Source organism: Nocardioides exalbidus (assembly GCF_900105585.1).
Lineage (GTDB): Bacteria > Actinomycetota > Actinomycetes > Propionibacteriales > Nocardioidaceae > Nocardioides > Nocardioides exalbidus.
Genome location: NZ_FNRT01000002.1, coordinates 3,616,613 through 3,636,522 on the forward strand (window position 1 = coordinate 3,616,613; position 19,910 = coordinate 3,636,522).

General features: G+C 71.6%; 21 protein-coding genes. 17 read left to right on the forward strand and 4 right to left on the reverse strand.

Going from position 1 to position 19,910, the window contains the following annotated elements; genetic code table 11:
* The first annotated feature begins 6 nt into the window (after positions 1-6).
* From BLV76_RS17625 to BLV76_RS17635, 3 genes are read left to right on the forward strand one after another with little or no spacing between them, the layout of a single operon-like run.
* Positions 7-630, forward strand: a complete 624-nt coding sequence (locus BLV76_RS17625; RefSeq protein ID WP_090970707.1) for a DUF3710 domain-containing protein — start codon at positions 7-9, stop codon at positions 628-630.
* A 5-nt stretch (positions 631-635) separates the two neighbouring features.
* The gene (locus BLV76_RS17630; protein WP_090970709.1) at positions 636-1,004 is read left to right on the forward strand and encodes an OB-fold nucleic acid binding domain-containing protein; all 369 of its coding nucleotides are present in this window, start codon (positions 636-638) and stop codon (positions 1,002-1,004) included.
* On the forward strand, positions 1,001-1,747 hold the full coding sequence (locus BLV76_RS17635) for a DUF3159 domain-containing protein (RefSeq protein ID WP_245734735.1): 747 nt from the start codon (positions 1,001-1,003) through the stop codon (positions 1,745-1,747). The genes BLV76_RS17630 and BLV76_RS17635 overlap by 4 nt, the downstream gene beginning before the upstream one ends.
* 3 nt (positions 1,748-1,750) lie before the next feature.
* Here BLV76_RS17635 and BLV76_RS17640 read toward each other — a convergent pair whose 3' ends face one another.
* A complete protein-coding gene (locus tag BLV76_RS17640; protein WP_090970710.1) occupies positions 1,751-2,422 on the reverse strand; it encodes a potassium channel family protein in 672 nt (223 codons plus the stop codon).
* Positions 2,423-2,482: 60 nt separating this feature from the next.
* Positions 2,483-3,145, reverse strand: a complete 663-nt coding sequence (locus BLV76_RS17645; protein WP_090970712.1) for a potassium channel family protein — start codon at positions 3,143-3,145, stop codon at positions 2,483-2,485.
* Positions 3,146-3,201: 56 nt separating this feature from the next.
* Between BLV76_RS17645 and BLV76_RS17650 the strand changes: the two genes are divergently transcribed.
* The 13 genes from BLV76_RS17650 to dxs all read left to right on the forward strand — a co-directional run bounded on the left by BLV76_RS17650 (position 3,202) and on the right by dxs (position 16,645).
* Positions 3,202-5,250, forward strand: a complete 2,049-nt coding sequence (locus BLV76_RS17650; RefSeq protein ID WP_245734736.1) for an APC family permease — start codon at positions 3,202-3,204, stop codon at positions 5,248-5,250.
* Positions 5,247-6,443: a class I SAM-dependent RNA methyltransferase gene (locus BLV76_RS17655; RefSeq protein WP_090970716.1), complete on the forward strand. Its 1,197-nt coding sequence runs from the start codon at positions 5,247-5,249 to the stop codon at positions 6,441-6,443. The genes BLV76_RS17650 and BLV76_RS17655 overlap by 4 nt, the downstream gene beginning before the upstream one ends.
* Positions 6,444-6,464: 21 nt before the next feature.
* A complete protein-coding gene (locus BLV76_RS17660) occupies positions 6,465-6,815 on the forward strand; it encodes a hypothetical protein (RefSeq protein WP_090970718.1) in 351 nt (116 codons plus the stop codon).
* Between the two features lie 163 nt (positions 6,816-6,978).
* Positions 6,979-9,672 (forward strand): aconitate hydratase AcnA, encoded by a 2,694-nt coding sequence (gene acnA, locus BLV76_RS17665; protein WP_090972904.1) that lies wholly within the window; start codon positions 6,979-6,981, stop codon positions 9,670-9,672.
* A gap of 191 nt (positions 9,673-9,863) precedes the next feature.
* Positions 9,864-10,580: a thioredoxin-like domain-containing protein gene (locus BLV76_RS17670; RefSeq protein WP_090970719.1), complete on the forward strand. Its 717-nt coding sequence runs from the start codon at positions 9,864-9,866 to the stop codon at positions 10,578-10,580.
* Positions 10,581-10,596: 16 nt separating this feature from the next.
* Positions 10,597-10,896, forward strand: a complete 300-nt coding sequence (locus BLV76_RS17675; protein WP_090970721.1) for a thiamine-binding protein — start codon at positions 10,597-10,599, stop codon at positions 10,894-10,896.
* A gap of 3 nt (positions 10,897-10,899) precedes the next feature.
* Complete coding sequence (locus BLV76_RS17680) at positions 10,900-11,304, forward strand: YjbQ family protein (RefSeq protein ID WP_090970723.1); 405 nt, start codon at positions 10,900-10,902, stop codon at positions 11,302-11,304.
* 12 nt (positions 11,305-11,316) lie between these two features.
* Positions 11,317-11,841: a hypothetical protein gene (locus BLV76_RS22910; protein WP_217630382.1), complete on the forward strand. Its 525-nt coding sequence runs from the start codon at positions 11,317-11,319 to the stop codon at positions 11,839-11,841.
* 10 nt (positions 11,842-11,851) lie between these two features.
* Positions 11,852-12,445, forward strand: a complete 594-nt coding sequence (locus BLV76_RS17690; RefSeq protein WP_175539729.1) for a GNAT family N-acetyltransferase — start codon at positions 11,852-11,854, stop codon at positions 12,443-12,445.
* 31 nt (positions 12,446-12,476) lie between these two features.
* On the forward strand, positions 12,477-12,893 hold the full coding sequence (locus tag BLV76_RS17695) for a hypothetical protein (RefSeq protein ID WP_217630383.1): 417 nt from the start codon (positions 12,477-12,479) through the stop codon (positions 12,891-12,893).
* Between the two features lie 20 nt (positions 12,894-12,913).
* Positions 12,914-13,786 (forward strand): NUDIX domain-containing protein, encoded by an 873-nt coding sequence (locus tag BLV76_RS23200; RefSeq protein ID WP_245734738.1) that lies wholly within the window; start codon positions 12,914-12,916, stop codon positions 13,784-13,786.
* On the forward strand, positions 13,783-14,724 hold the full coding sequence (locus BLV76_RS17710; protein ID WP_090970727.1) for an SMP-30/gluconolactonase/LRE family protein: 942 nt from the start codon (positions 13,783-13,785) through the stop codon (positions 14,722-14,724). The genes BLV76_RS23200 and BLV76_RS17710 overlap by 4 nt, the downstream gene beginning before the upstream one ends.
* Positions 14,725-14,740: 16 nt before the next feature.
* Positions 14,741-16,645: a 1-deoxy-D-xylulose-5-phosphate synthase gene (gene dxs / locus BLV76_RS17715; RefSeq protein ID WP_090970729.1), complete on the forward strand. Its 1,905-nt coding sequence runs from the start codon at positions 14,741-14,743 to the stop codon at positions 16,643-16,645.
* A gap of 10 nt (positions 16,646-16,655) precedes the next feature.
* On the opposite strand, the gene BLV76_RS17720 is transcribed toward dxs, so the two are convergent.
* Together BLV76_RS17720 and BLV76_RS17725 are read right to left on the reverse strand one after the other, a co-directional pair.
* Positions 16,656-17,723 (reverse strand): hypothetical protein, encoded by a 1,068-nt coding sequence (locus BLV76_RS17720; RefSeq protein WP_090970730.1) that lies wholly within the window; start codon positions 17,721-17,723, stop codon positions 16,656-16,658.
* On the reverse strand, positions 17,720-18,268 hold the full coding sequence (locus BLV76_RS17725; protein ID WP_090970732.1) for a SigE family RNA polymerase sigma factor: 549 nt from the start codon (positions 18,266-18,268) through the stop codon (positions 17,720-17,722). Before BLV76_RS17725 ends, BLV76_RS17720 begins: the two co-directional genes overlap by 4 nt.
* Positions 18,269-18,396: 128 nt before the next feature.
* Here BLV76_RS17725 and BLV76_RS17730 point away from each other — a divergent pair, with 128 nt between their 5' ends.
* Positions 18,397-19,884 carry an amino acid permease gene (locus tag BLV76_RS17730; protein ID WP_090970734.1) on the forward strand — a complete coding sequence of 496 codons (1,488 nt, stop codon included), beginning with the start codon at positions 18,397-18,399 and terminating at the stop codon, positions 19,882-19,884.
* Positions 19,885-19,910: the final 26 nt, after the last annotated feature.

Here is a 19,910-nt window from a genome sequence, read left to right on the forward strand (position 1 = left end):
GCTGTCGTGAAGTTCCGCCGCAAGGCAGAGGCCACCGCCCCGACCGAGGAGGCGTCCACCGAGGCCGTCGAGCCGGTCGATCCTTCGACGGGTCCGTTCGACTTCTCCCAGGTCGACGGCGACGGCATCGACCGCGCCGACCTCGGCTCGGTGCTCGTCCCGGCCATCGCCGACCGCGAGCTCCGCCTCCAGGTCGACGAGCAGAGCGGCCAGGTCCGCTCCGTGATGCTGGCCGGCTCCGACGGGGCCCTGGAGTTCCAGGCCTTCGCCGCCCCGCGCAACGGCGACCTCTGGTCCGACGTCCGGCCCCAGATCGCCGAGGACATGGTCCGCCGCGGGGGCCAGGCCACCGAGCGGGAGGGCCGCTGGGGGACCGAGCTCGTGTGCCAGATGCCCGTGACCCGCCCCGACGGCACCGCAGCCGTCCAGCCCTCCCGGATCCTGGGGATCAATGGCGACCGCTGGATGCTCCGCGCCTCGTTCCTCGGCCGTCCGGCACTCGAGCCGGAGGAGACGACCGAGTGGGAGGACGCGCTCGCGCAGGTCGTCGTACGCCGTGGTGAGGGAGCGATGCCGGTCGGCGAGCCGCTGCCCGTGCGCCTGCCGGACGACGCCCGCCGGGTGAGGTGAGGGCCGTGGCCGAGAAGAGCCGCCTGCGCCAGGCGCTGTCCAAGTGGGCCGACAGCTCCGACCAGCTCCAGCGCGACCTCCGCGAGACCCACAGATCGACTGAGGGCGAGACCCTCTCCATCGCCGACGCCCCCGAGCGTGAGCAGGTGACCGTCGGCGGGGTGCTCCGCACCGTCACGCTCCGCCCGCGCGGCGGCGTGCCCGCCCTCGAGGCCGAGCTCGACGACGGCTCCGGCGTGATCACGGTGGTGTGGCTGGGCCGCCGCCGCATCACGGGCGTCGACCCCGGCCGCAACGTGACCGTGTCGGGCTGCATCGGCCGGCAGGGCGACGTACCCCTCATGTTCAACCCCCGCTACGAGCTGCGCCCGTGACGGGGGAGAAGGACGCCAGCGAGGTCGCCGACGCGACCGAGCAGAAGCCCGTCGCCGGCACCGACACCGTCGAGGCCGTCGTGCGCCAGCAGCTCTCGAAGGCGCTCGGCGGACGCCGGGGCATGGCGGAGGCCGCCGTCCCGACGATCCTGTTCACGGCGACCTGGCTCTCGATGCGCGACCTGCAGCTCGCGCTCTACGTCAGCATCGGCGCCGCCCTCGTGCTCCTCGCGATCCGGCTGGTCCAGCGCTCGACGGTCCAGTTCGTCCTCAACGCGCTCTTCGGCATCGGCATCGGCTGGTACTTCGTCCACCGCTCCGCCGCGTCCGGCGGCTCCGAGCAGGACCAGGCGCTGGCCTACTTCCTGCCCGGCCTGCTCTACAACGGCGGGTACGCCGTGGTGCTGGCCTTCACGTGCCTCATCGGCTGGCCGCTGGTGGGGTTCATGGTCGGCAGCATCACCGGCGACCCGACGGCCTGGCACTCCGACAAGCAGGTCGTGAGGCTGTGCAGCCGGCTGACCTGGCTCCTCGTCGTCCCGTGCCTCCTGCGGGTCGCGATCCAGGCGCCGATCTGGCTCGCCGGGAGCAACGGCGGGATGGACGCCGACACTGCCGTCGCCGCGCTCGGCGTGCTCAAGATCGTGCTCGGCTGGCCGCTGCAGCTCGCCGCGCTCGGCGCGATGGTCTGGCTGCTGTCGCGCAACCGGACCCCGGTGGCCGCCGAGGCGACCACGAGCTAGGCCTCAGCCCGGGTGGTGACCGGGCGAGAGCAGCTGCTCGAGCTCGGTCTCGACCTCGGCAGGCACCACGAAGAGCAGCTCGTCGCCGGACTCGAGCGGCTGCTCGGCCTCGGGCGTGTAGACCTGCCCGTCGCGCAGGATCGTGACGAGCGCGCAGTTCTCGGGGAACGGCACCAGCCCGGCCGGCGTGCCGACGAAGGGGGAGTCGGGCGACAGCGTGATCTCGACGAGGTTGGCGTTGCCCTGACGGAACGTGAACAGCCGGACCAGGTCGCCGATCGAGACGGCCTCCTCGACCAGCGCGGACATGATGCGCGGGGTCGACACGTTGACGTCGACGCCCCAGGCCTCGGTGAAGAGCCACTCGTTGTTGGGGTGGTTGACCCGGCCGACCGTGCGCGGAACGCCGAACTCGGTCTTGGCGAGCAGCGAGGTGACCAGGTTGGCCTTGTCGTCACCGGTGGCGGCGATGACCACGTCGCACTTGCCGAGCTGGGCCTCGGCGAGGGAGGACAGCTCGCACGAGTCGGCGAGCAGCCACTCGGCGTTGGGGACGCGCTCGGGGCGGATCGACGAGGGGCTCTTGTCGATGAGCAGGACCTGGTGGCCGTTCTCGATCAGCTCGCGGGCGATCGAACGACCCACGGCTCCGGCTCCGGCGATGGCGACGCGCATGTGTGCAGTGCTCCTGGCTCAGTCTTCGGCTCGGTCTCGGGTGAGGCTCTGGTCGGGGTCTCAGTCGGCTTCCGGGCCGGCCTCGAGCACGGAGTAGGCGTGCGCCGCGTGCTCCTCGCGCATCACCAGGTGGAGCATGTCGCCCTCCTGGAGCACGGACTCGCGGGTCGGGAGCATGCCCTCGCCCAGCCGGTCGATCCATGCGATGCGGCAGCGCGACTGCATCTGGAACTCGACCGTGCGGTTGCCGATCCAGGCCTCCGGGATCGGCACGTGGTCGACCCGGATGGTGCCCGACGGGTCGCGGAAGTCGGGCTCGGCCCCGGCGGGCAGGATCCGGCGCAGGATCTGGTCGGAGGTCCACTTGACCGTCGCGACGGTGGTGATGCCGAGGCGCTGGTAGACCTCGGCGCGGCCGGGGTCGTAGATGCGGGCGACGACCTGCTGGAGGCCGAACGTCTCGCGCGCGACGCGCGCCGCGATGATGTTGGAGTTGTCACCGCTCGACACCGCGGCGAACGCGTCGGCCCGGCGGATCCCTGCCTTCTCCAGCACCTGCTGGTCGAATCCGTAGCCGGTGATCTTGTCGCCGTTGAACTCAGGGCCCAGGCGACGGAACGAGTCGGGCTCGCTGTCGATGATCGACACGGTGTGGTTGCGGTCCTCGAGGCTGCGGGCAAGCGTCGAACCGACGCGGCCACAACCCATGATCACGACGTGCACGCCAGAACCGTATCCCAGCGTGGAATATGGGGTGGGCGGGTCTAGGCTTCCCGCCTGTGAGTGTCGGCGATGTCTCGAAGCGGATCCTGCTGGGGCGCAAGCTCCGCAGCAGCCAGCTCGGCGAGACCCTCCTGCCCAAGCGGATCGCCCTCCCGGTCTTCGCCAGCGATGCGCTGTCGTCGGTGGCGTACGCACCCGACGAGGTCTTCATCATGCTGGCCGTCGCGGGCGCCTCGACCTACGTCTGGTCGTGGAAGATCGGCATCGCCGTCGCGCTCGTCATGCTCACCGTGGTCGCCAGCTACCGGCAGACCGTGCACGCCTATCCCTCCGGCGGCGGCGACTACGAGGTCGCCACCGTCAACCTCGGCCGCAACGCGGGCGTGACCGTCGCGAGCGCGCTGCTCGTCGACTACGTCCTCACCGTCGCGGTGTCGATCTCCTCGGCCGCGCAGTACGCCGCCGGCGCGATCAACCCGTTGATCGGGCACGAGGCGACCGTGGCGATCGTCGCCGTCGTCCTCCTGACAGCGGTGAACCTGCGCGGCGTGCGGGAGTCCGGGTCGTTCTTCGCCGTCCCGACCTACCTCTTCATGTTCGCCATCCTCGGCATGTGCGCGTTCGGCCTGATCCGCCTGCTCGCCGGTGACCTGCCGCAGGCGGAGAGCGCCGACCTCGTCATCGAGCCGCAGCCCGGCTGGGAGGGGCCGCTGACCCAGGTCGGGCTGATGTTCCTGCTCGCCCGCGCGTTCTCCTCGGGCTGTGCTGCCCTGACCGGCGTCGAGGCGATCAGCAACGGCGTCCCCGCCTTCCGCAAGCCCAAGAGTCGCAACGCGGCCACGACGCTGCTCCTGCTCGGGCTGATCGCCATCTCGATGATGATGAGCGTGATCGTGCTCGCCAAGCAGATGGCGATCAGGTACGTCGACCCGCACGAGCTCGACCGGCTGCGCACGGCGGCGGGCGGGGCCGTGCCCGACAGCTACGAGCAGCACCCGGTGATCGCCCAGATCGCCGCCGGCGTGTTCGACCACTTCTCGCCGGGCTTCTACTTCGTGCTCACGGTCACCGGCATCATCCTGGTGCTGGCCGCGAACACCGCGTTCAACGGCTTCCCGGTGCTCGGCTCCATCCTCGCCCAGGACGGCCTCGCACCCCGCTCGCTCGGCTCCCGCGGTGACCGGCTGGCCTACAGCAACGGCATCGTCTTCCTCGCCGCCATGTCGATCCTGCTGATCTGGGCCTTCGACGCCGAGACCACCAAGCTGATCCAGCTCTACATCGTCGGTGTCTTCGTCTCCTTCAACCTCAGCCAGCTCGGCATGATCCGGCACTGGACGCGCCACCTGAAGACCGAGAAGGACCCCGCGGTCCGGCGCCGGATGCTCCGCTCGCGCGCGATCAACACCTTCGGCCTGGGCATGACCGCGGTCGTCCTGGTCATCGTGCTGATCACGAAGTTCATCCACGGCGCCTGGATCACGATCCTGGCGATGGCCTTCTTCTTCATGCTCATGAAGGCCATCGGGCGCCACTACGCGCGCGTCGAGCTCGAGCTCGCGGCCGACGAGCAGGACAAGGTCATGCCGACCCGCGTCCACGCCATCGTGCTGGCGTCCAAGCTCCACAAGCCGACCCTGCGTGCCCTCGCGTTCGCTCGGGCCACGCGCCCCAACGTGCTCGAGGCGATCTACGTCAGCATCGACGCCAAGGCCACCAACCGGCTCCTCGAGGAGTGGGACGACCGGCACCTCGACATCCCGCTCAAGGTGCTGCACTCGCCCTACCGCGAGGTCGTGCGGCCGATCGTCGAGTACACCCAGGAGATCCGCAACGCCAACCCGCGTGGCGTCGTCGCGGTCTACATCCCGGAGTACGTCGTCGGCCGCTGGTGGGAGCAGCTGCTCCACAACCAGACCGCGCTGCGGCTCAAGGGCCGCCTGCTCTTCACGCCCGGCGTCATGGTGATCTCCGTGCCCTACCAGCTGCGGTCCTCGCAGGCCGCCCAGGAGCGGGAGAGGGCCAACGAGGGCCGGGTCCTGGCCGGCGACCTGCGGCGGGGGCGGGCGTCCCTCCGTGGCACCCGCCGACCCGGTGACTCGTGACCCGCACCAACCGCCCGCGCAGGGCCCGGGGGCGCTCCCGCGTCGGCGAGCGCTTCGAGGCCGAGGTCGGTCCGGTCGCCCACGGCGGCCACTGCGTCGTACGCCTCCCGGAGCCGGAGGCCCGCGTCGTGTTCGTCCGCCACGCGCTGCCCGGCGAGCGGGTCGTCCTCGAGATCACGGAGGGCACCGACGGCGACCGGTTCTGGCGCGGTGACGCCGTGGAGGTCCGTACGCCGTCGCCGGACCGCGTCGTCCCGCCCTGCCCGCTGTCGGGGCCGGGGATGTGCGGCGGCTGCGACTTCCAGCACGTCGCCGTCCCTGCCCAGCGCAACCTCAAGACGTCCGTCGTCCGCGAGCAGCTGGTCCGGCTCGGCCGCCTCGAGGCGTCGTCGCCCCTGGTCGAGGGGCTGCAGGTCGAAGGTGTCCCGGTGCCCGGCAGGCCGGACGACGGCCTGCGCTGGCGCACCCGCCAGCGTTACGCCGCGCTCCCGGACGGTCGTCCGGCGATGCGCGCCCACCGCTCCCACGCGCTGGTTCCCGTCGACGACTGCCTGATCGCCGCCGAGGAGGCGCGACCCGGCGACGCGCGGCCCGAGGAGGGCGTCCAGCGCCCGTCACGAGAGCCGGTCACCCACACGGTCGACGCGGCGGGCCAGAGCCACTCCTTCACGGTCGCGGGCGACGGGTTCTGGCAGGTCCACCCCGAGGCACCGCGGGTCCTGGTCGAGACGGTCCTCGACCTGCTCCAGCCGGCGCCGGGGGAACGCGCCCTCGACCTGTATGCCGGTGTCGGGCTGTTCGCGCGGTTCGTGGGGGCCGCGACCGGTGCTCGCGTCGTTGCCGTCGAGGCCGACCGCACGGCCTGCCAGCACGCACGCGGCAACCTCGCCGCGCTGAAGCCGGCGGTGGTGGAGTGCGGGCCGACCGACCAGGTGCTGCGCGAGGGCTACGACGAGCCCTTCGACCTCGTCGTCCTCGACCCGCCCCGCGAGGGCGCCAGGCGCGCCGTCGTCGAGCAGGTCGTCGACCGCCGCCCGCGCGCGGTGGCGTACGTCGCCTGTGACCCCGCCGCGCTCGGCCGCGACGTGGCGATCTTCGCCGAGCACGGCTACGAGCTCACCGCCGTCCGCGCCTTCGACCTCTTCCCCATGACCCACCACGTGGAGTGCGTCGCCCTCTTGTCCCGCGCCTGAGGGCAGGGGAGTGTGGGTGGCATGGCCACCTACGCGGTGAACACGGCAGCCGTCGCCCACGCGCGGAAGCTGATCAAGACGAGGCAGTACGTCCTCGACAGCGACTGGGGCGAGGTCCAACCGAACGCCGAGGCCGAGAACGCCTACCTCGAGAAGCACTCCTGGGAGGACTACGGCTCGTGGTTCCTCGGGCTCACCGAGGGTGCGAACGACGAGACCAAGGCCCGGCACGCGTTCGTGTACGGCGACCTGCGCCGCGTGCACCGGAGCGGGCTGATCGCCTGCGTCTACCGGGCGGCCGAGTGGCGGCACAAGGACGTCGAGCTCGCGGCCCACGACCTGCTGCAGCGCCTCGACGAGGTGAGCGGCTGAGCGGCGGCCCCGCGTGTTCCGCTGGAATCACTCCTTGACGTCATGTATCTTGACATCGAGATAACAAGTACCACCCCAAGTTAGGTTCGCCTTCCTTTCCGCCGCTCGGGCCGCGACGGCAGGATGGTCGCGAACCCCCTGAACTCCCGAGGAGATGTGGCTGATGGCCAGTCAGGACAGCTTCGGTGCCAAGGGCACCCTGGACGTCGACGGACAGTCCTACGAGATCTACCGCCTCGACGCGGTGAAGGGTGAGGGCCTCGACGTCGAGAGCCTGCCCTTCTCGCTCAAGGTGCTGCTGGAAAACCTGCTCCGCACCGAGGACGGCGCCGACATCACGGCCGACCACATCAAGGCCATCGCCGGCTGGGACGCGAGCGCCGCGCCCGACCAGGAGATCCAGTTCACGCCCGCCCGCGTGATCATGCAGGACTTCACCGGCGTCCCCTGCGTCGTCGACCTCGCCACCATGCGCGAGGCCATGGCCGAGCTCGGCGGCGACGCCACCAGGATCAACCCGCTCGCGCCGGCCGAGATGGTCATCGACCACTCCGTCATCGCCGACGTCTTCGGCACGCCCGCCGCCTTCGAGCGCAACGTCGAGATCGAGTACGAGCGCAACCGCGAGCGCTACCAGTTCCTGCGCTGGGGCCAGGGCGCCTTCGACGACTTCAAGGTCGTCCCGCCCGGCACCGGCATCGTCCACCAGGTCAACATCGAGCACCTCGCGCGCGTCGTGATGGTCCGCGACGGCGTGGCCTACCCCGACACCTGCGTCGGCACCGACTCCCACACCACGATGGTCAACGGCATCGGCGTGGTCGGCTGGGGCGTCGGCGGCATCGAGGCCGAGGCCGCGATGCTCGGCCAGCCGGTCTCCATGCTCATCCCGCGCGTCGTGGGCTTCAAGCTGTCGGGCGAGCTGCCCGAGGGCTCGACCGCCACGGACCTCGTGCTGACGATCACCGAGATGCTCCGCGAGCACGGCGTGGTCGGCAAGTTCGTCGAGTTCTACGGCGAGGGCGTCTCGGCGCTGCCGCTGGCCAACCGCGCGACGATCGGCAACATGAGCCCGGAGTTCGGCTCGACCATCGCGGTCTTCCCGATCGACGAGCAGACCGTCGACTACCTCCGGCTCACCGGCCGCTCGGAGGAGCAGCTCGCGCTCGTCGAGGCCTACGCCAAGGAGCAGGGCCTCTGGCACGACCCGAGCGCCGAGCCGCGCTACAGCGAGCAGCTCGAGCTCGACGTGTCGACCGTGGTGCCCTCCCTCGCCGGCCCGAAGCGTCCGCAGGACCGCGTCGAGGTCACCAAGGCCCAGGAGAGCTTCCAGAAGGCGCTCGCCGACTACACCGAGGACAAGGACGCGAAGGCGACCGTCAGCCTCGACGGCCAGGAGTTCGAGATCGGCCACGGCGCCGTCACGATCGCCGCCATCACCTCCTGCACCAACACCTCGAACCCGAGCGTCATGATCGGCGCGGCGCTGCTCGCCAAGAACGCCGTCGACAAGGGCCTGTCCCGCAAGCCGTGGGTCAAGACCACGCTCGCGCCCGGCTCGAAGGTCGTCTCGGACTACTACGACCGCGCCGACCTGACGCCGTACCTCGACAAGCTCGGCTTCAACCTCGTCGGCTACGGCTGCACGACCTGCATCGGCAACTCCGGCCCGCTCATCCCCGAGGTCAGCGCCGCGGTCAACGAGGCGGACCTCGCGGTCACCTCGGTGCTCTCGGGCAACCGCAACTTCGAGGGTCGGATCAACCCCGACATCAAGATGAACTACCTCGCGTCCCCGCCGCTGGTGGTGGCTTACGCGCTGGCCGGGTCGATGGACCTCGACCTGTTCAACGACGCGCTGGGCCAGGACCAGGACGGCAACGACGTCTTCCTCAAGGACATCTGGCCGAGCCCCTCCGAGATCGAGACCACGATCGCCCAGGCGATCAACTCGGAGATGTTCAACGACTCCTACCAGGACGTCTTCGCCGGCGACGAGCGCTGGCAGTCTCTCCCGACCCCCGAGGGCAACACGTTCGAGTGGGACGAGAACAGCACCTACGTCCGTCGTGCGCCCTACTTCGACGGCATGCCCCACGAGCCGGAGCCGGTCACCGACATCACGGCGGCGCGCGTCCTGCTCAAGCTGGGCGACTCGGTCACCACCGACCACATCAGCCCGGCCGGTGCGATCAAGAAGGACAGCCCCGCGGGCCGTTACCTCGCCGAGCACGGCGTCGACCAGCGTGACTTCAACTCCTACGGCTCGCGCCGTGGCAACCACGAGGTCATGATCCGCGGCACGTTCGCCAACATCCGCCTGCGCAACCAGATCGCGCCCGGCACCGAGGGTGGCGTGACGCGCGACTTCACCACGACCGACGGTGACGTCACCAGCGTCTTCGAGGCCAGCGCCAACTACCAGGCCGCCGGCACGCCGCTGGTCGTCCTGGCCGGCAAGGAGTACGGTTCCGGCTCCTCGCGCGACTGGGCCGCCAAGGGCACCGCACTGCTCGGCGTCAAGGCCGTCATCGCCGAGTCCTACGAGCGCATCCACCGCTCGAACCTCATCGGCATGGGCGTCATCCCGCTGCAGTTCCCCGCGGGCAAGACCGCCGACGACCTGGGCCTCACCGGTGCCGAGATCATCTCGATCTCCGGCATCACCGCGCTCAACGACGGCACCACGCCCAAGATGGTCACCGTCAAGGTCGAGCCGGCTCCCGGCACCGACCAGTCGTTCGGCGAGACCAGCGAGTTCGAGGCCGTGGTGCGCATCGACACCCCCGGCGAGGCGAACTACTACCGCAACGGCGGGATCATGCAGTACGTCCTGCGCAACCTCCTGCGCGGCTGACCGCACGCACCTGTTGACGACGCGACCGCGTCCGGGACCTCCCGGACGCGGTCGTCGTCGTCTCGGGGTGCCGACAGTGGAGCCAGGTGCCGGTAGGTCGGGCCGCGGGCTCCACTGTCGAGATTCATCGGCGGCCTGGCGCGGCTCCGGGCGGCGCTGCCGGGCGGGGAGGGCGTCGGTAGCCTGACGCCGTGAACGACGACGAGCGGCCCGAGCAGGTCGAGCTGGAGCCGCCGGTCGATCCAGACCTCGAGCCCACCCCCGTGCCCGCCCCCGTGCCAGGGCCGGTCGGCGACGCCGAGGTGGTCGAGCAGGCACCCGCCGACCGCTCCCGGCTTCCGCTGGTGCTCGCGACCGCCGGCGCGGCGCTCGTGCTCGGCGCAGCGCTCGTCGCGCCGCTGATCGACCAGGCACTGCGGGGCGAGGAAGAGGCGCAGCGCGCGCTCGACCTGAGCCTCGTGCAGACGTGGGACGTCACGGACCGCACCCACACGACGGACGACGTCGACTACCCCCAGGACCCGCCGGTCGGCGGGGCGCACGCGCCGATCTGGCTCGCGTGCGGCGTCTACGACGAGCCGGTCCGCGAGGAGAACGCCGTCCACGACCTCGAGCACGGCACCACCTGGATCACCTACGACCCCGACCTCCCGGCCGGGGACGTCGATGCGCTGGCCGCGCTGCTGCCCGACAACGGCATCATGTCCCCGCGCGACGGCCTGCCCTCACCGGTCGTGGTCACGGTGTGGGGAGCCCAGCTCCAGCTCGACGGTGCCGGCGACCGGCGGCTCCCGCTCTTCATCGAGGAGTACGGCGACGGCCACACCGCGCCCGAGTTCGGCGTGTCCTGCGAGGGAGGTACGCCGGACCCGCAGGGCGCGCTCCCCGGCGAGGGCACCAACGCCTGAGCGCTAGCGTGGTCGCATGATCGTCGCGTTCTCCATCTCGCCCACGTCCAGCGACCCGACGGGGTCGGTCACCGAGGCGGTCGCGGCCGCCGTCCGCGTCGTGCGCGAGTCGGGGCTGCCCCACGAGACGAACGCGATGTTCACCAACATCGAGGGGGAGTGGGACGAGGTGATGGCCGTGGTCAAGCAGGCCGTCGACGTCGTCGCGGCGGTCTCCCCGCGCGTCGGACTGGTGCTGAAGGCCGACATCCGACCCGGGTACGACGGCCAGCTGGCCGCCAAGGTCCAGCGGATCAACGACGCGCTGGCGGACTGAGCCGTGCGCAGCGAGACCCGCACCTACCGCACCGGCGGGGACGAGGTCGTCCTCGACCTCACCCGCGACGCGGCCGACTTCGTGAGCGGCGAGGGGGACGGCCTCCTCCACGTGTTCGTGCCGCACGCGACGGCAGGTCTCGCGATCATCGAGACCGGCGCCGGGTCCGACGACGACCTGCTCGCGGCACTCGCGGACCTCCTGCCCGCCGACGACCGCTGGCGGCACCGGCACGGCTCGCCCGGCCACGGTCGCTCGCACGTGATGCCGGCGATCGTGCCGCCGTCCTGCTCGGTGCCGGTCCTCGGGGGCAGGCTCGCCCTCGGGACGTGGCAGAGCATCTGCCTGGTGGACCTCAACGTCGACAACGCCCGGCGCGAGGTGCGCTGGTCGTTCCTGGCGGGATGACGGGCGCCTCAGGTGGACTGGGCGGCGCCGACGCAGGCCGAGCGCGAGACCGCGCTGCCGGGGGACGACCTCGTGGCCGCCGACGTCGTGATGGACCGCGCCTTCGACCTCGACGCCGCACCTGACGAGGTGTGGCCGTGGCTGGTCCAGCTCGGCAAGCGCCGCGCCGGGTGGTACCTCCCGGCCCGCGTCGAGCGATTCGTGCCGCCCTCCCGGCGTGCCCTGAGGCGGATCGAGCCGCGCCTCCTCGAGCACCACGTCGGCGACGTCATCCCCGACTGGGGCGGTACCGACGCGACATTCACCCTCGCAGCCATCGAGCGGCCCTCGCTCCTGCTCTACACCTCGCGCCGCGGACGCACCGAGCTCACCTGGTGCCTGCACCTCGCCCAGCACGGTCGCGGCACGCGGGTGCACCTCCGGCTGCGGCTCGGACCGGTGAGGCGGCGCCGGCTGGCGAGGTACGCCGGTGGGTTCTTCGACGCCCTCACGATCAGCGGCCTCGCGGCCGGGCTGCGCGAGCGCGTCGGTGGATAGCGTGACACCCGTGACCGACGTCGAGATCCGCCCCGCAGGGCCACACGATGCCGATGCCGTGCTCGCCGTGGTGTCCGCGGCCTTCGGTGCCGACGACGCCGCGCGCGGGGCGCAGGTCGCCGATCTCTGGGCCGAGGTGCGCTCCGGCGACCTCCTCCTCGCCGAGCGGGTCGCGGTGCTCGTCGGCGAGGTCGTCGGCCACGTCGGGATCAGCCACTGCTGGGTGGACGCGCGCCGCGAGCTCGTGGACGCCGGCATGCTGTCGCCGCTCAGCGTCGCGCCGGCGCACCAGGGCCGAGGGATCGGCACGGCACTGGTCGCCGCGGCGATCGACGCGGCGCGAGGCGTGGGCCGCCCGGCGCTCTTCCTCGAGGGGAGCCCGGCCTACTACGGCGCCCGCGGCTTCGAGCCGGGCGCGCGCCACGGCTTCGAGCCGCCGTCGCTCCGGGTCCCCGCGCCCGCCCTCCAGGTGGTGCTCCTCGGCGAGCGGCCCGACTGGCTGAGCGGTCGCGTCGTCTACCCGGACGTCTGGTGGCGCCACGACTCGACGGGGCTCCGCGACCCCGACCTCGCCGAGGTCGAGAAGGCCCTGGGCATCACCTGACGATCGAACACGTGTTCGATAGGCTGGGGAGGTGTTCCCGTCCCCGCAGCCCCGCAAGCGGCCGACGCCGCCGCTGGGCCACGCGGGGGTCGCGCCACCCGGCTGGCCGCGCCAGGTGCGCCCTCCGGACGCCCCCGACTGGGAGGTCACGGCCGCCAGCTGGCTGCTCGACCTGTGCCCGCCCGACTACCGGCGGTTCTCCGGGCTGAGGCGGCACGTCGTCGTCCTCGCGCGCTTCGCCGTGCTGCACGTCGAGGCCCAGCAGCTGGCGACCCGTCGCGGGCTCAGCGAGATCCGCGGCGACCTCAAGGACGTAGCCGAGCAGGCGGTCGTCGAGGCCGCGGTGCAGACCTTCCGGCTGGAGGACGCGCGGCTGCTCGGCGTACGCCGCGAGGTCGGGCTCGTCGAGGACGCGCTCCGCGGGCGTCGCTACCGGGTCCGCATGTAGGCCGTGGCTAGGGTCGCCGGATGTCCGATCCGACCGTCCGCACCGACTACGTCTGCCTCACCCTCGTGGACCCGCGGGGCTGGTTCCTCATGCAGGAGCGTGACGAGCACGCGCCCGTGTGGCCCGACACCTGGTGCTTCCCGGGTGGCGGCATCGAGGCCGGCGAGACGGCCCGGCAGGGCGCGCTGCGCGAGCTGGCGGAGGAGACCGGCATCGTGGTGGAGGACGTCGACGACCTCGGCGAGCACGAGGTCGAGTCGCCGCACGGCCGGTTCCGCTACCACGTCTTCGTCGCGCCCACCGAGCTCGGCGACGACGACGTCGACTGCCAGGAGGGCCGGCAGATCGTCTTCGTCGACCCGGCGACCGTCGGGGGCCTGGCGATCGTCGACTCGACCGCGATCGCGCTCGACGCCGTACGAGCCTGGGCGGTCGACCACACGCCCGCACCACCGCCCGACGCCCGCGGGTTCGCCGGTGTCGTCCTCGTCGACCGCCGCGGCTGGATCCTGCTCCAGGAGCGCGACTCGAACCCCCGCATCGACCCCGACTGCTGGGGCCTGTCCGGTGGCCACCTCGAGCCAGGCGAGGAACCTCTGGAGGGTGCGCTGCGCGAGCTCGAGGAGGAGACCGGCGTCCGCCTCGACGCCGCGGACGTGCACGAGGTCGGGGTGTTCGCCACCGACCACCGCGCCTCCTACGGCACCTGGGACCGGATGTGGGTCTACACCGCCGCGGTCGACCTCGCCGACGCCGACATCGACTGCAGGGAGGGTCGGCAGATCGTCTTCGTCGACCCCGCCACCGTCGGCGGGCTGCGGCTGACCAAGGGCGGCGAGGGAATCGTCCCGGCCTTCCTCCGCAGTGATCTCTACGCCAGCATGGCGCCATGACCGACTCCCGAGGATCCTTCACCGTGCACCCCGTTCCCGGACCCGGGGCCGAGGACGTCGTCGTCGGGCCCGACGGCCTCGTCTACACCGGCACCGAGGACGGTGCGATCTGGGCGCTCGACCCGGTGACGGGCAGCACCCGGCGGGTCGCCGACACCGGTGGCCGGCCGCTCGGCATCGAGATCCTGCCGGGCGGCGACCTCCTGGTCTGCGACGCCCAGCGTGGCGTGCTGAGGGTCTCGGTCGGCTCGGGCGCCGTCGAGGTGGTCGTCGGGGAGGTCGACGGCACGCCGATGGCGTTCTGCAACAACGCGGCCGTCGCCGCCGACGGCACGATCTGGTTCAGCGACTCCTCCCTCCACTTCGGCGTCTTCGCGTGGAAGGACGACTTCGTCCAGGACACCCACACCGGCCGCGTCCTGCGTCGTGACCCCGACGGCACCGTGACCGTCGTGCTGGAGGGGCTCCGGTTCTCCAACGGCGTCGCGCTGGCCGCCGACGAGTCCTACGTCGCCGTCGCCGAGTGCCGCGGCCGCACCGTCGTACGCCTCTGGCTGACCGGGTCGCGCGCGGGCGAGCGCGACCACCTCGTCACCGACCTACCGGGCTACCCCGACAACATCAGCCGTGGCAGCGACGGGCTGGTGTGGGTCACGATCGCGAGCCCGGTCGACCCGCTCGTCGAGCGGCTCGGCACCGCCCCGATGGTGCTCCGCCGGGCGGTCACGAAGATCCCCGAGGCGTTCCAGCCGAAGCCGAAGGTGACCATCCGCGTGCAGGCGTACGACGACGACGGCCGGCTGGTGCACGACCTCGACCTGCCCCAGCCCGGGCAGGGGCCGGGCTACCACATGGTGACCGGCGTCCGGGAGCACGACGGCCGGGTGTGGATGGGCAGCCTCCACGAGCCGGCGGTGGCCGTCCTCGACCTGCCATGAAATAGACTCGGGCGCTATGGCACTCCTCGACTCGATCGCGTCGCCGAGCGACCTCCACGGACTCTCGGCCGACCAGCTCGACCAGCTGGCCGCCGAGATCCGCGACCTGATGATCCGCACCGTCGCGACCAACTCCGGGCACCTCGGGCCCAACCTCGGCGTCGTCGAGCTGACGCTCGCGATCCACCGCGTCTTCGACTCCCCGCGCGACCGCGTCGTCTTCGACACCGGCCACCAGTCCTACGTCCACAAGCTCGTGACCGGACGGCACGCCGACTTCGGCACGCTCCGCAAGGAGGGCGGCGTCAGCGGCTACCCGAGCCAGGCCGAGTCCGAGCACGACATCGTGGAGAACTCGCACGCCTCGACCTCGCTGTCCTACGCCGACGGGCTGGCCAAGGCCTACGCAATCCGCGGCGAGGACCGGCACGTCGTCGCCGTCATCGGCGACGGCGCGCTCACCGGCGGCATGGCGTGGGAGGCCCTCAACAACATCGCGATCGCGAAGGACAGCCGCCTCGTCATCGTCGTCAACGACAACGAGCGCTCCTACACCCCGACGATCGGCGGCCTCGCGACCGCGCTCACCGCGCTGCGCACCAACCCGCGCTACGAGCAGGTCCTCGACCTGGTCAAGAAGCGCCTCAACGCTGTCCCCGGTGTCGGCCACGCGGCCTACGACGCGCTCCACGCGGTCAAGAAGGGCATGAAGGACGCCCTTGCGCCCCAGGGCCTCTTCGAGGACCTCGGCCTGAAGTACGTCGGCCCGGTCGACGGCCACGACCGCGCCGCGATGGAGCAGGCACTGGCCAACGCCAAGCGCTTCGACGGCCCCGTCATCGTCCACGCGATCACCCGCAAGGGTCAGGGCTACGACCCCGCGCTGCGCCACGAGGCCGACCAGTTCCACGCGCCCGGGCCGTTCGACGTGCAGACCGGTGCGGAGAAGCCCAAGGGCAAGATCTGGACCGACCACTTCTCCGAGGCGATCCTCGAGGTCGGCGCCCGCCGCGACGACGTCGTCGCCGTGACCGCGGCGATGATGCACCCGGTCGGGCTCGACGCCTTCGCCCAGAAGTACCCCGAGCGCACCTTCGACGTCGGCATCGCCGAGCAGCACGCCGTCACGTCCGCCGCAGGCCTGGCGATGGGCGGGCTGCACCCGGTCTTCGCGGTCTACGCCACCTTCCTCAACCGCGCCTTCGACCAGGTGCTGATGGACGTCGCGCTGCACCGGTGCGGGGTGACGTTCGTCCTCGACCGCTCCGGGGTCACCGGTGACGACGGCGCCAGCCACAACGGCATGTGGGACATGTCGATCCTGCAGGTCGTGCCGGGCCTCGAGCTCGCCGCGCCCCGCGACGTCACCCGCCTCCGCGAGCTCCTCGACGAGGCCGTGCTGGTCGAGGACCGGCCGACGGTGGTGCGCTTCCCGAAGGGGCCGCCGCCCGCCGACGTCCCCGCGATCGACCGCGCCGGCCGGGCCGACGTCCTGGTCCGCGAGGGCGAGCAGGACGTGCTGCTGGTCGCCGTCGGCTCGATGGCGACGACCGCCGTCGAGGTGGCCTCCCGCCTCACCGACCAGGGCATCGGCGTCACGGTCGTCGACCCCCGCTGGGTCAAGCCGGTCGACCCCGCCATCGTCGCCCTCGCCGCCGAGCACCGGCTCGTGGTCAGCGTCGAGGACAACGGCCGCGTCGGCGGGTGCGGGGCGGTGCTCCTGCAGACGCTCAACGACGCCGGTGTCCGGACGCCGTTCCGGCTGCACGGCATCCCGCAGGAGTTCCTCGACCACGCCAAGCGCGACGCGATCCTGGCCCGCATCGGCCTCGACGCCCCGACCCTCGCCCGCGAGATCGTGGCCGACGTGGCCGCCCTCGACCGCGGGCTGTCGCTGGTCGAGGTCGACCACCCGGCCTGACGGGCGGCGCTCAGGGGCCGAAGTGGATTCCCGTCGGCAGCTGCCACTGGCCGAGCGCACCCAGGTGCTCTCCCTCGGCGCAGGCACCGGAGACTGCGTCGCAGGTCAGCAGGTAGCCGTCCATGGAGTCCTCGTCGTCGATCCCGTCGAAGGCCAGCACGGCCATCGTCGTCGGGTCGAGCCACTCGTAGCCGATCGCCCACTCGTGTCCGTGGTCGAGCGCCCTCTCGAGGCCGCTGTCGGTGTCGACGACCACTCCGCGATCGCCGTCCTCCACGGACAGCAGCCCGGCGTCGGGTGAGAGGTCGGCGAACTCGCGTGCCGCGACGAGGAGCGTGTCACCGTCCCGCTCGAGCACCACGGTCCTGCCGGGCGCCGTGCGCACGAGGGTGCCGTTCTCGGCGTCCAGGACGACGCTCCGGGGGTCGGTGCCGAGGGTCCGGTAGGCACCCGGGTCGGACGGCTGCCAGGCGTAGACCCCGTCGGAGTCGGCGGCGTACACCGTCGCCCCGTCGATCGCGGTGACCCGGAGCCTGTTGCCCGGCATCGACGGTGCCTGGACGAGCGTGCCGTCGGAGAGGTCGTAGCGGACCAGTCGGCGGTCGGTGTCGACCCACGCCACGAACGTGCTGTCGGTGACCAGCTCGGCGAGGTCGCCCTGCGGCATCGCCCTGCCGATGACGCGCTCCGTGCCGCCCTGCCAGAGGTGGACCCGGTCGGACGAGTCGGTGTAGACGACCGAGTCGCCCACCCAGACCCATGCCCGGACGTCCGCGTCGAGCTCGACCGTCGCGCCGCTCCCGGTGTGCAGCACCCGTCCGCTCGTCCAGCTCAGCAGGTCGACCTGGCCGACCGGACCGGTCGAGGCGACGTCGCTGTCCGCAGAGCGGCCACCGCCGAACAGCGCGGCGCCGGTGACGACGGCGAGGACGGAGGCCGCGGCCACGCCGCCGACGACGGCGGTGCGCCGGCGTCGTACGACCCGGTCGCCGTCGCGGGTGATGGCGGCGAGGTCGACCTCGGGTCGGTCGAGGCGGTCGGCGCGCTCGTGCATCAGGTCGGTCAGCAGCCCGGTCATCGGGTCACCTCCAGGAGGTCGAGGGGGACGAGGTCGGAGTCGGTGACCCTGTCGCCGAGGCGGGTGCGGAGCGTGCGGAGGCCGGCGGACACCTGGCTCTTGACGGTGCCCACGGCGCAGCCCATGACGTCCGCCGTCTGCGCCTCGGTCAGGTCCTCGTAGTAGCGGAGCACGATGGCTGCGCGCTGGCGGGGCGGGAGCCCCTGGAGCGCCTGCCAGAGCAGGTCACGGGTCGCGACGTCGTCGGCGAGCCCGTCGGCGGGGCGGTCGGCCACGGAGTCGGGCACGGAGTCGACGGGCCGCTCGCCCCAGCTGCGGCGGCGGTACCACGTGATCGCGGTCGTGGTGAGCGCCTTGCGGGTGTAGGCCTCGGCCTTGCCGGGGTCGCGCAGCCGCGGCCACGCGACGTACGTCTTGGTGAGCGCCTCCTGGAGCAGGTCCTGGGCCAGGCCCCGGTCGCCGACCAGGAGGTACGCCGTGCGGTGCAGCGAGGCGGAGCGGTCAGCGACGAACTCGGCGAACGCCGCCTGGTCGCGTCGTGGCATCGGTGGTCCTGACTTCTCGGGAGCGGGTCACCACTACCGACGATCCCACCACCCCGAATGGTTCGTCCGCGTCCGCAACACGCGTGGCCTGAGTGACGGAGGAGGCATCTCGGGTCTACGTTGCTGGGATGAGCATCTGGCGCACCAAGTCCGTCGAGCTGTCCATGGCCGACACCGAAGACCCCGAGTTCAAGCTCAAGAAGAACCTCTCCGCCCTCGACCTCACCGTGTTCGGCATCGGCGTCATCATCGGCGCCGGCATCTTCACGCTGACCGGTCGGGTGGCGCAGGCCTACGCCGGGCCCGGCGTGGTGTTCTCCTTCGTCATCGCCGCAATCTGCTGCGGCCTGGCGGCCCTCTGCTACGCCGAGTTCGCCTCGACGGTCCCGGTCTCCGGGTCGGCGTACACGTTCTCCTACGCGACCCTCGGCGAGATGATCGCGTGGATCATCGGCTGGGACCTGATCCTCGAGCTGATGCTCGGCGCGTCCGTCGTGGCGCAGGGCTGGTCGTCGTACTTCGAGACGTTCCTCGGCGAGATCGGGCTGGGCTGGCCCGAGAGCCTCGGCTACGGCGACACCTTCGACCTGCCGGCGTTCCTGCTGGTCGCGATCCTGACCGTGCTGGTCGCCTTCGGCATCAAGGAGTCGTTGCGGGTCAACCTCGTGCTGGTCGCGCTCAAGCTCTTCATCGTGCTCTTCGTCATCGTCGCGGGCATCCAGTTCATCGACACCGACAACTACAAGCCCTTCGTCCCCGCCAGCGCTCCGGGCACGACCGGCGAGGGCTGGCTGCACACCCCGCTGATCCAGACCGTCTTCGGTGCCCCGGGGGTCTACGGCGTCGCCGGCATCCTGTTCGCCGCCTCGCTCGTGTTCTTCGCCTACATCGGCTTCGACGTCGTCGCAACGACGGCCGAGGAGGCGCGCAACCCGCAGAAGGACCTGCCGCGGGGCATCATCGCCTCGCTGGTCATCTGCACGATCCTCTACGTCGCCGTGGCGCTGGTGATCACCGGGATGGTGAAGTACGACGACATCAACCCCGACGCGGCGCTCGCGACCGCGTTCATCGACCAGGGCAAGGACGGCTACGCCACCCTCATCTCCGCAGGTGCGGTCGCCGGCCTGACGACGGTCGTGATGACGCTGATGATCGGTGCCGTGCGCGTGTTCTTCGCGATGAGCCGCGACGGGCTGATGCCCACCGCGCTCGCCCACGTGCACCCCAGGACGGGCACGCCCGTCCGGATCACCCTCGCCATCGGCCTGGTCGTCGCGCTCGTCGCGTCGCTCACCCCGATCGGCAAGCTCGAGGAGATGGTCAACATCGGGACCCTGTCGGCATTCGCCCTCGTCTCCATCGCCGTGCCGATCCTGCGGAAGAACCGTCCCGACCTCGAGCGGTCGTTCCGCGTGCCGTTCTCGCCGTTCCTGCCGTGGCTGTCCGCGGCGATCTGCCTCTTCCTGATGCTGAACCTCACCGCCGAGACGTGGCTGCGGTTCCTCGTCTGGATGGCCCTCGGCTTCGCCATCTACTTCGGCTACGGCTACCGGCACAGCCGCGTCGGTCAGGGTGCCGGCGAGCCGGCGAAGGACTACTCCCGGCGTGACTGAGGCCCCGAGCGGTGAGTGAGCCACAT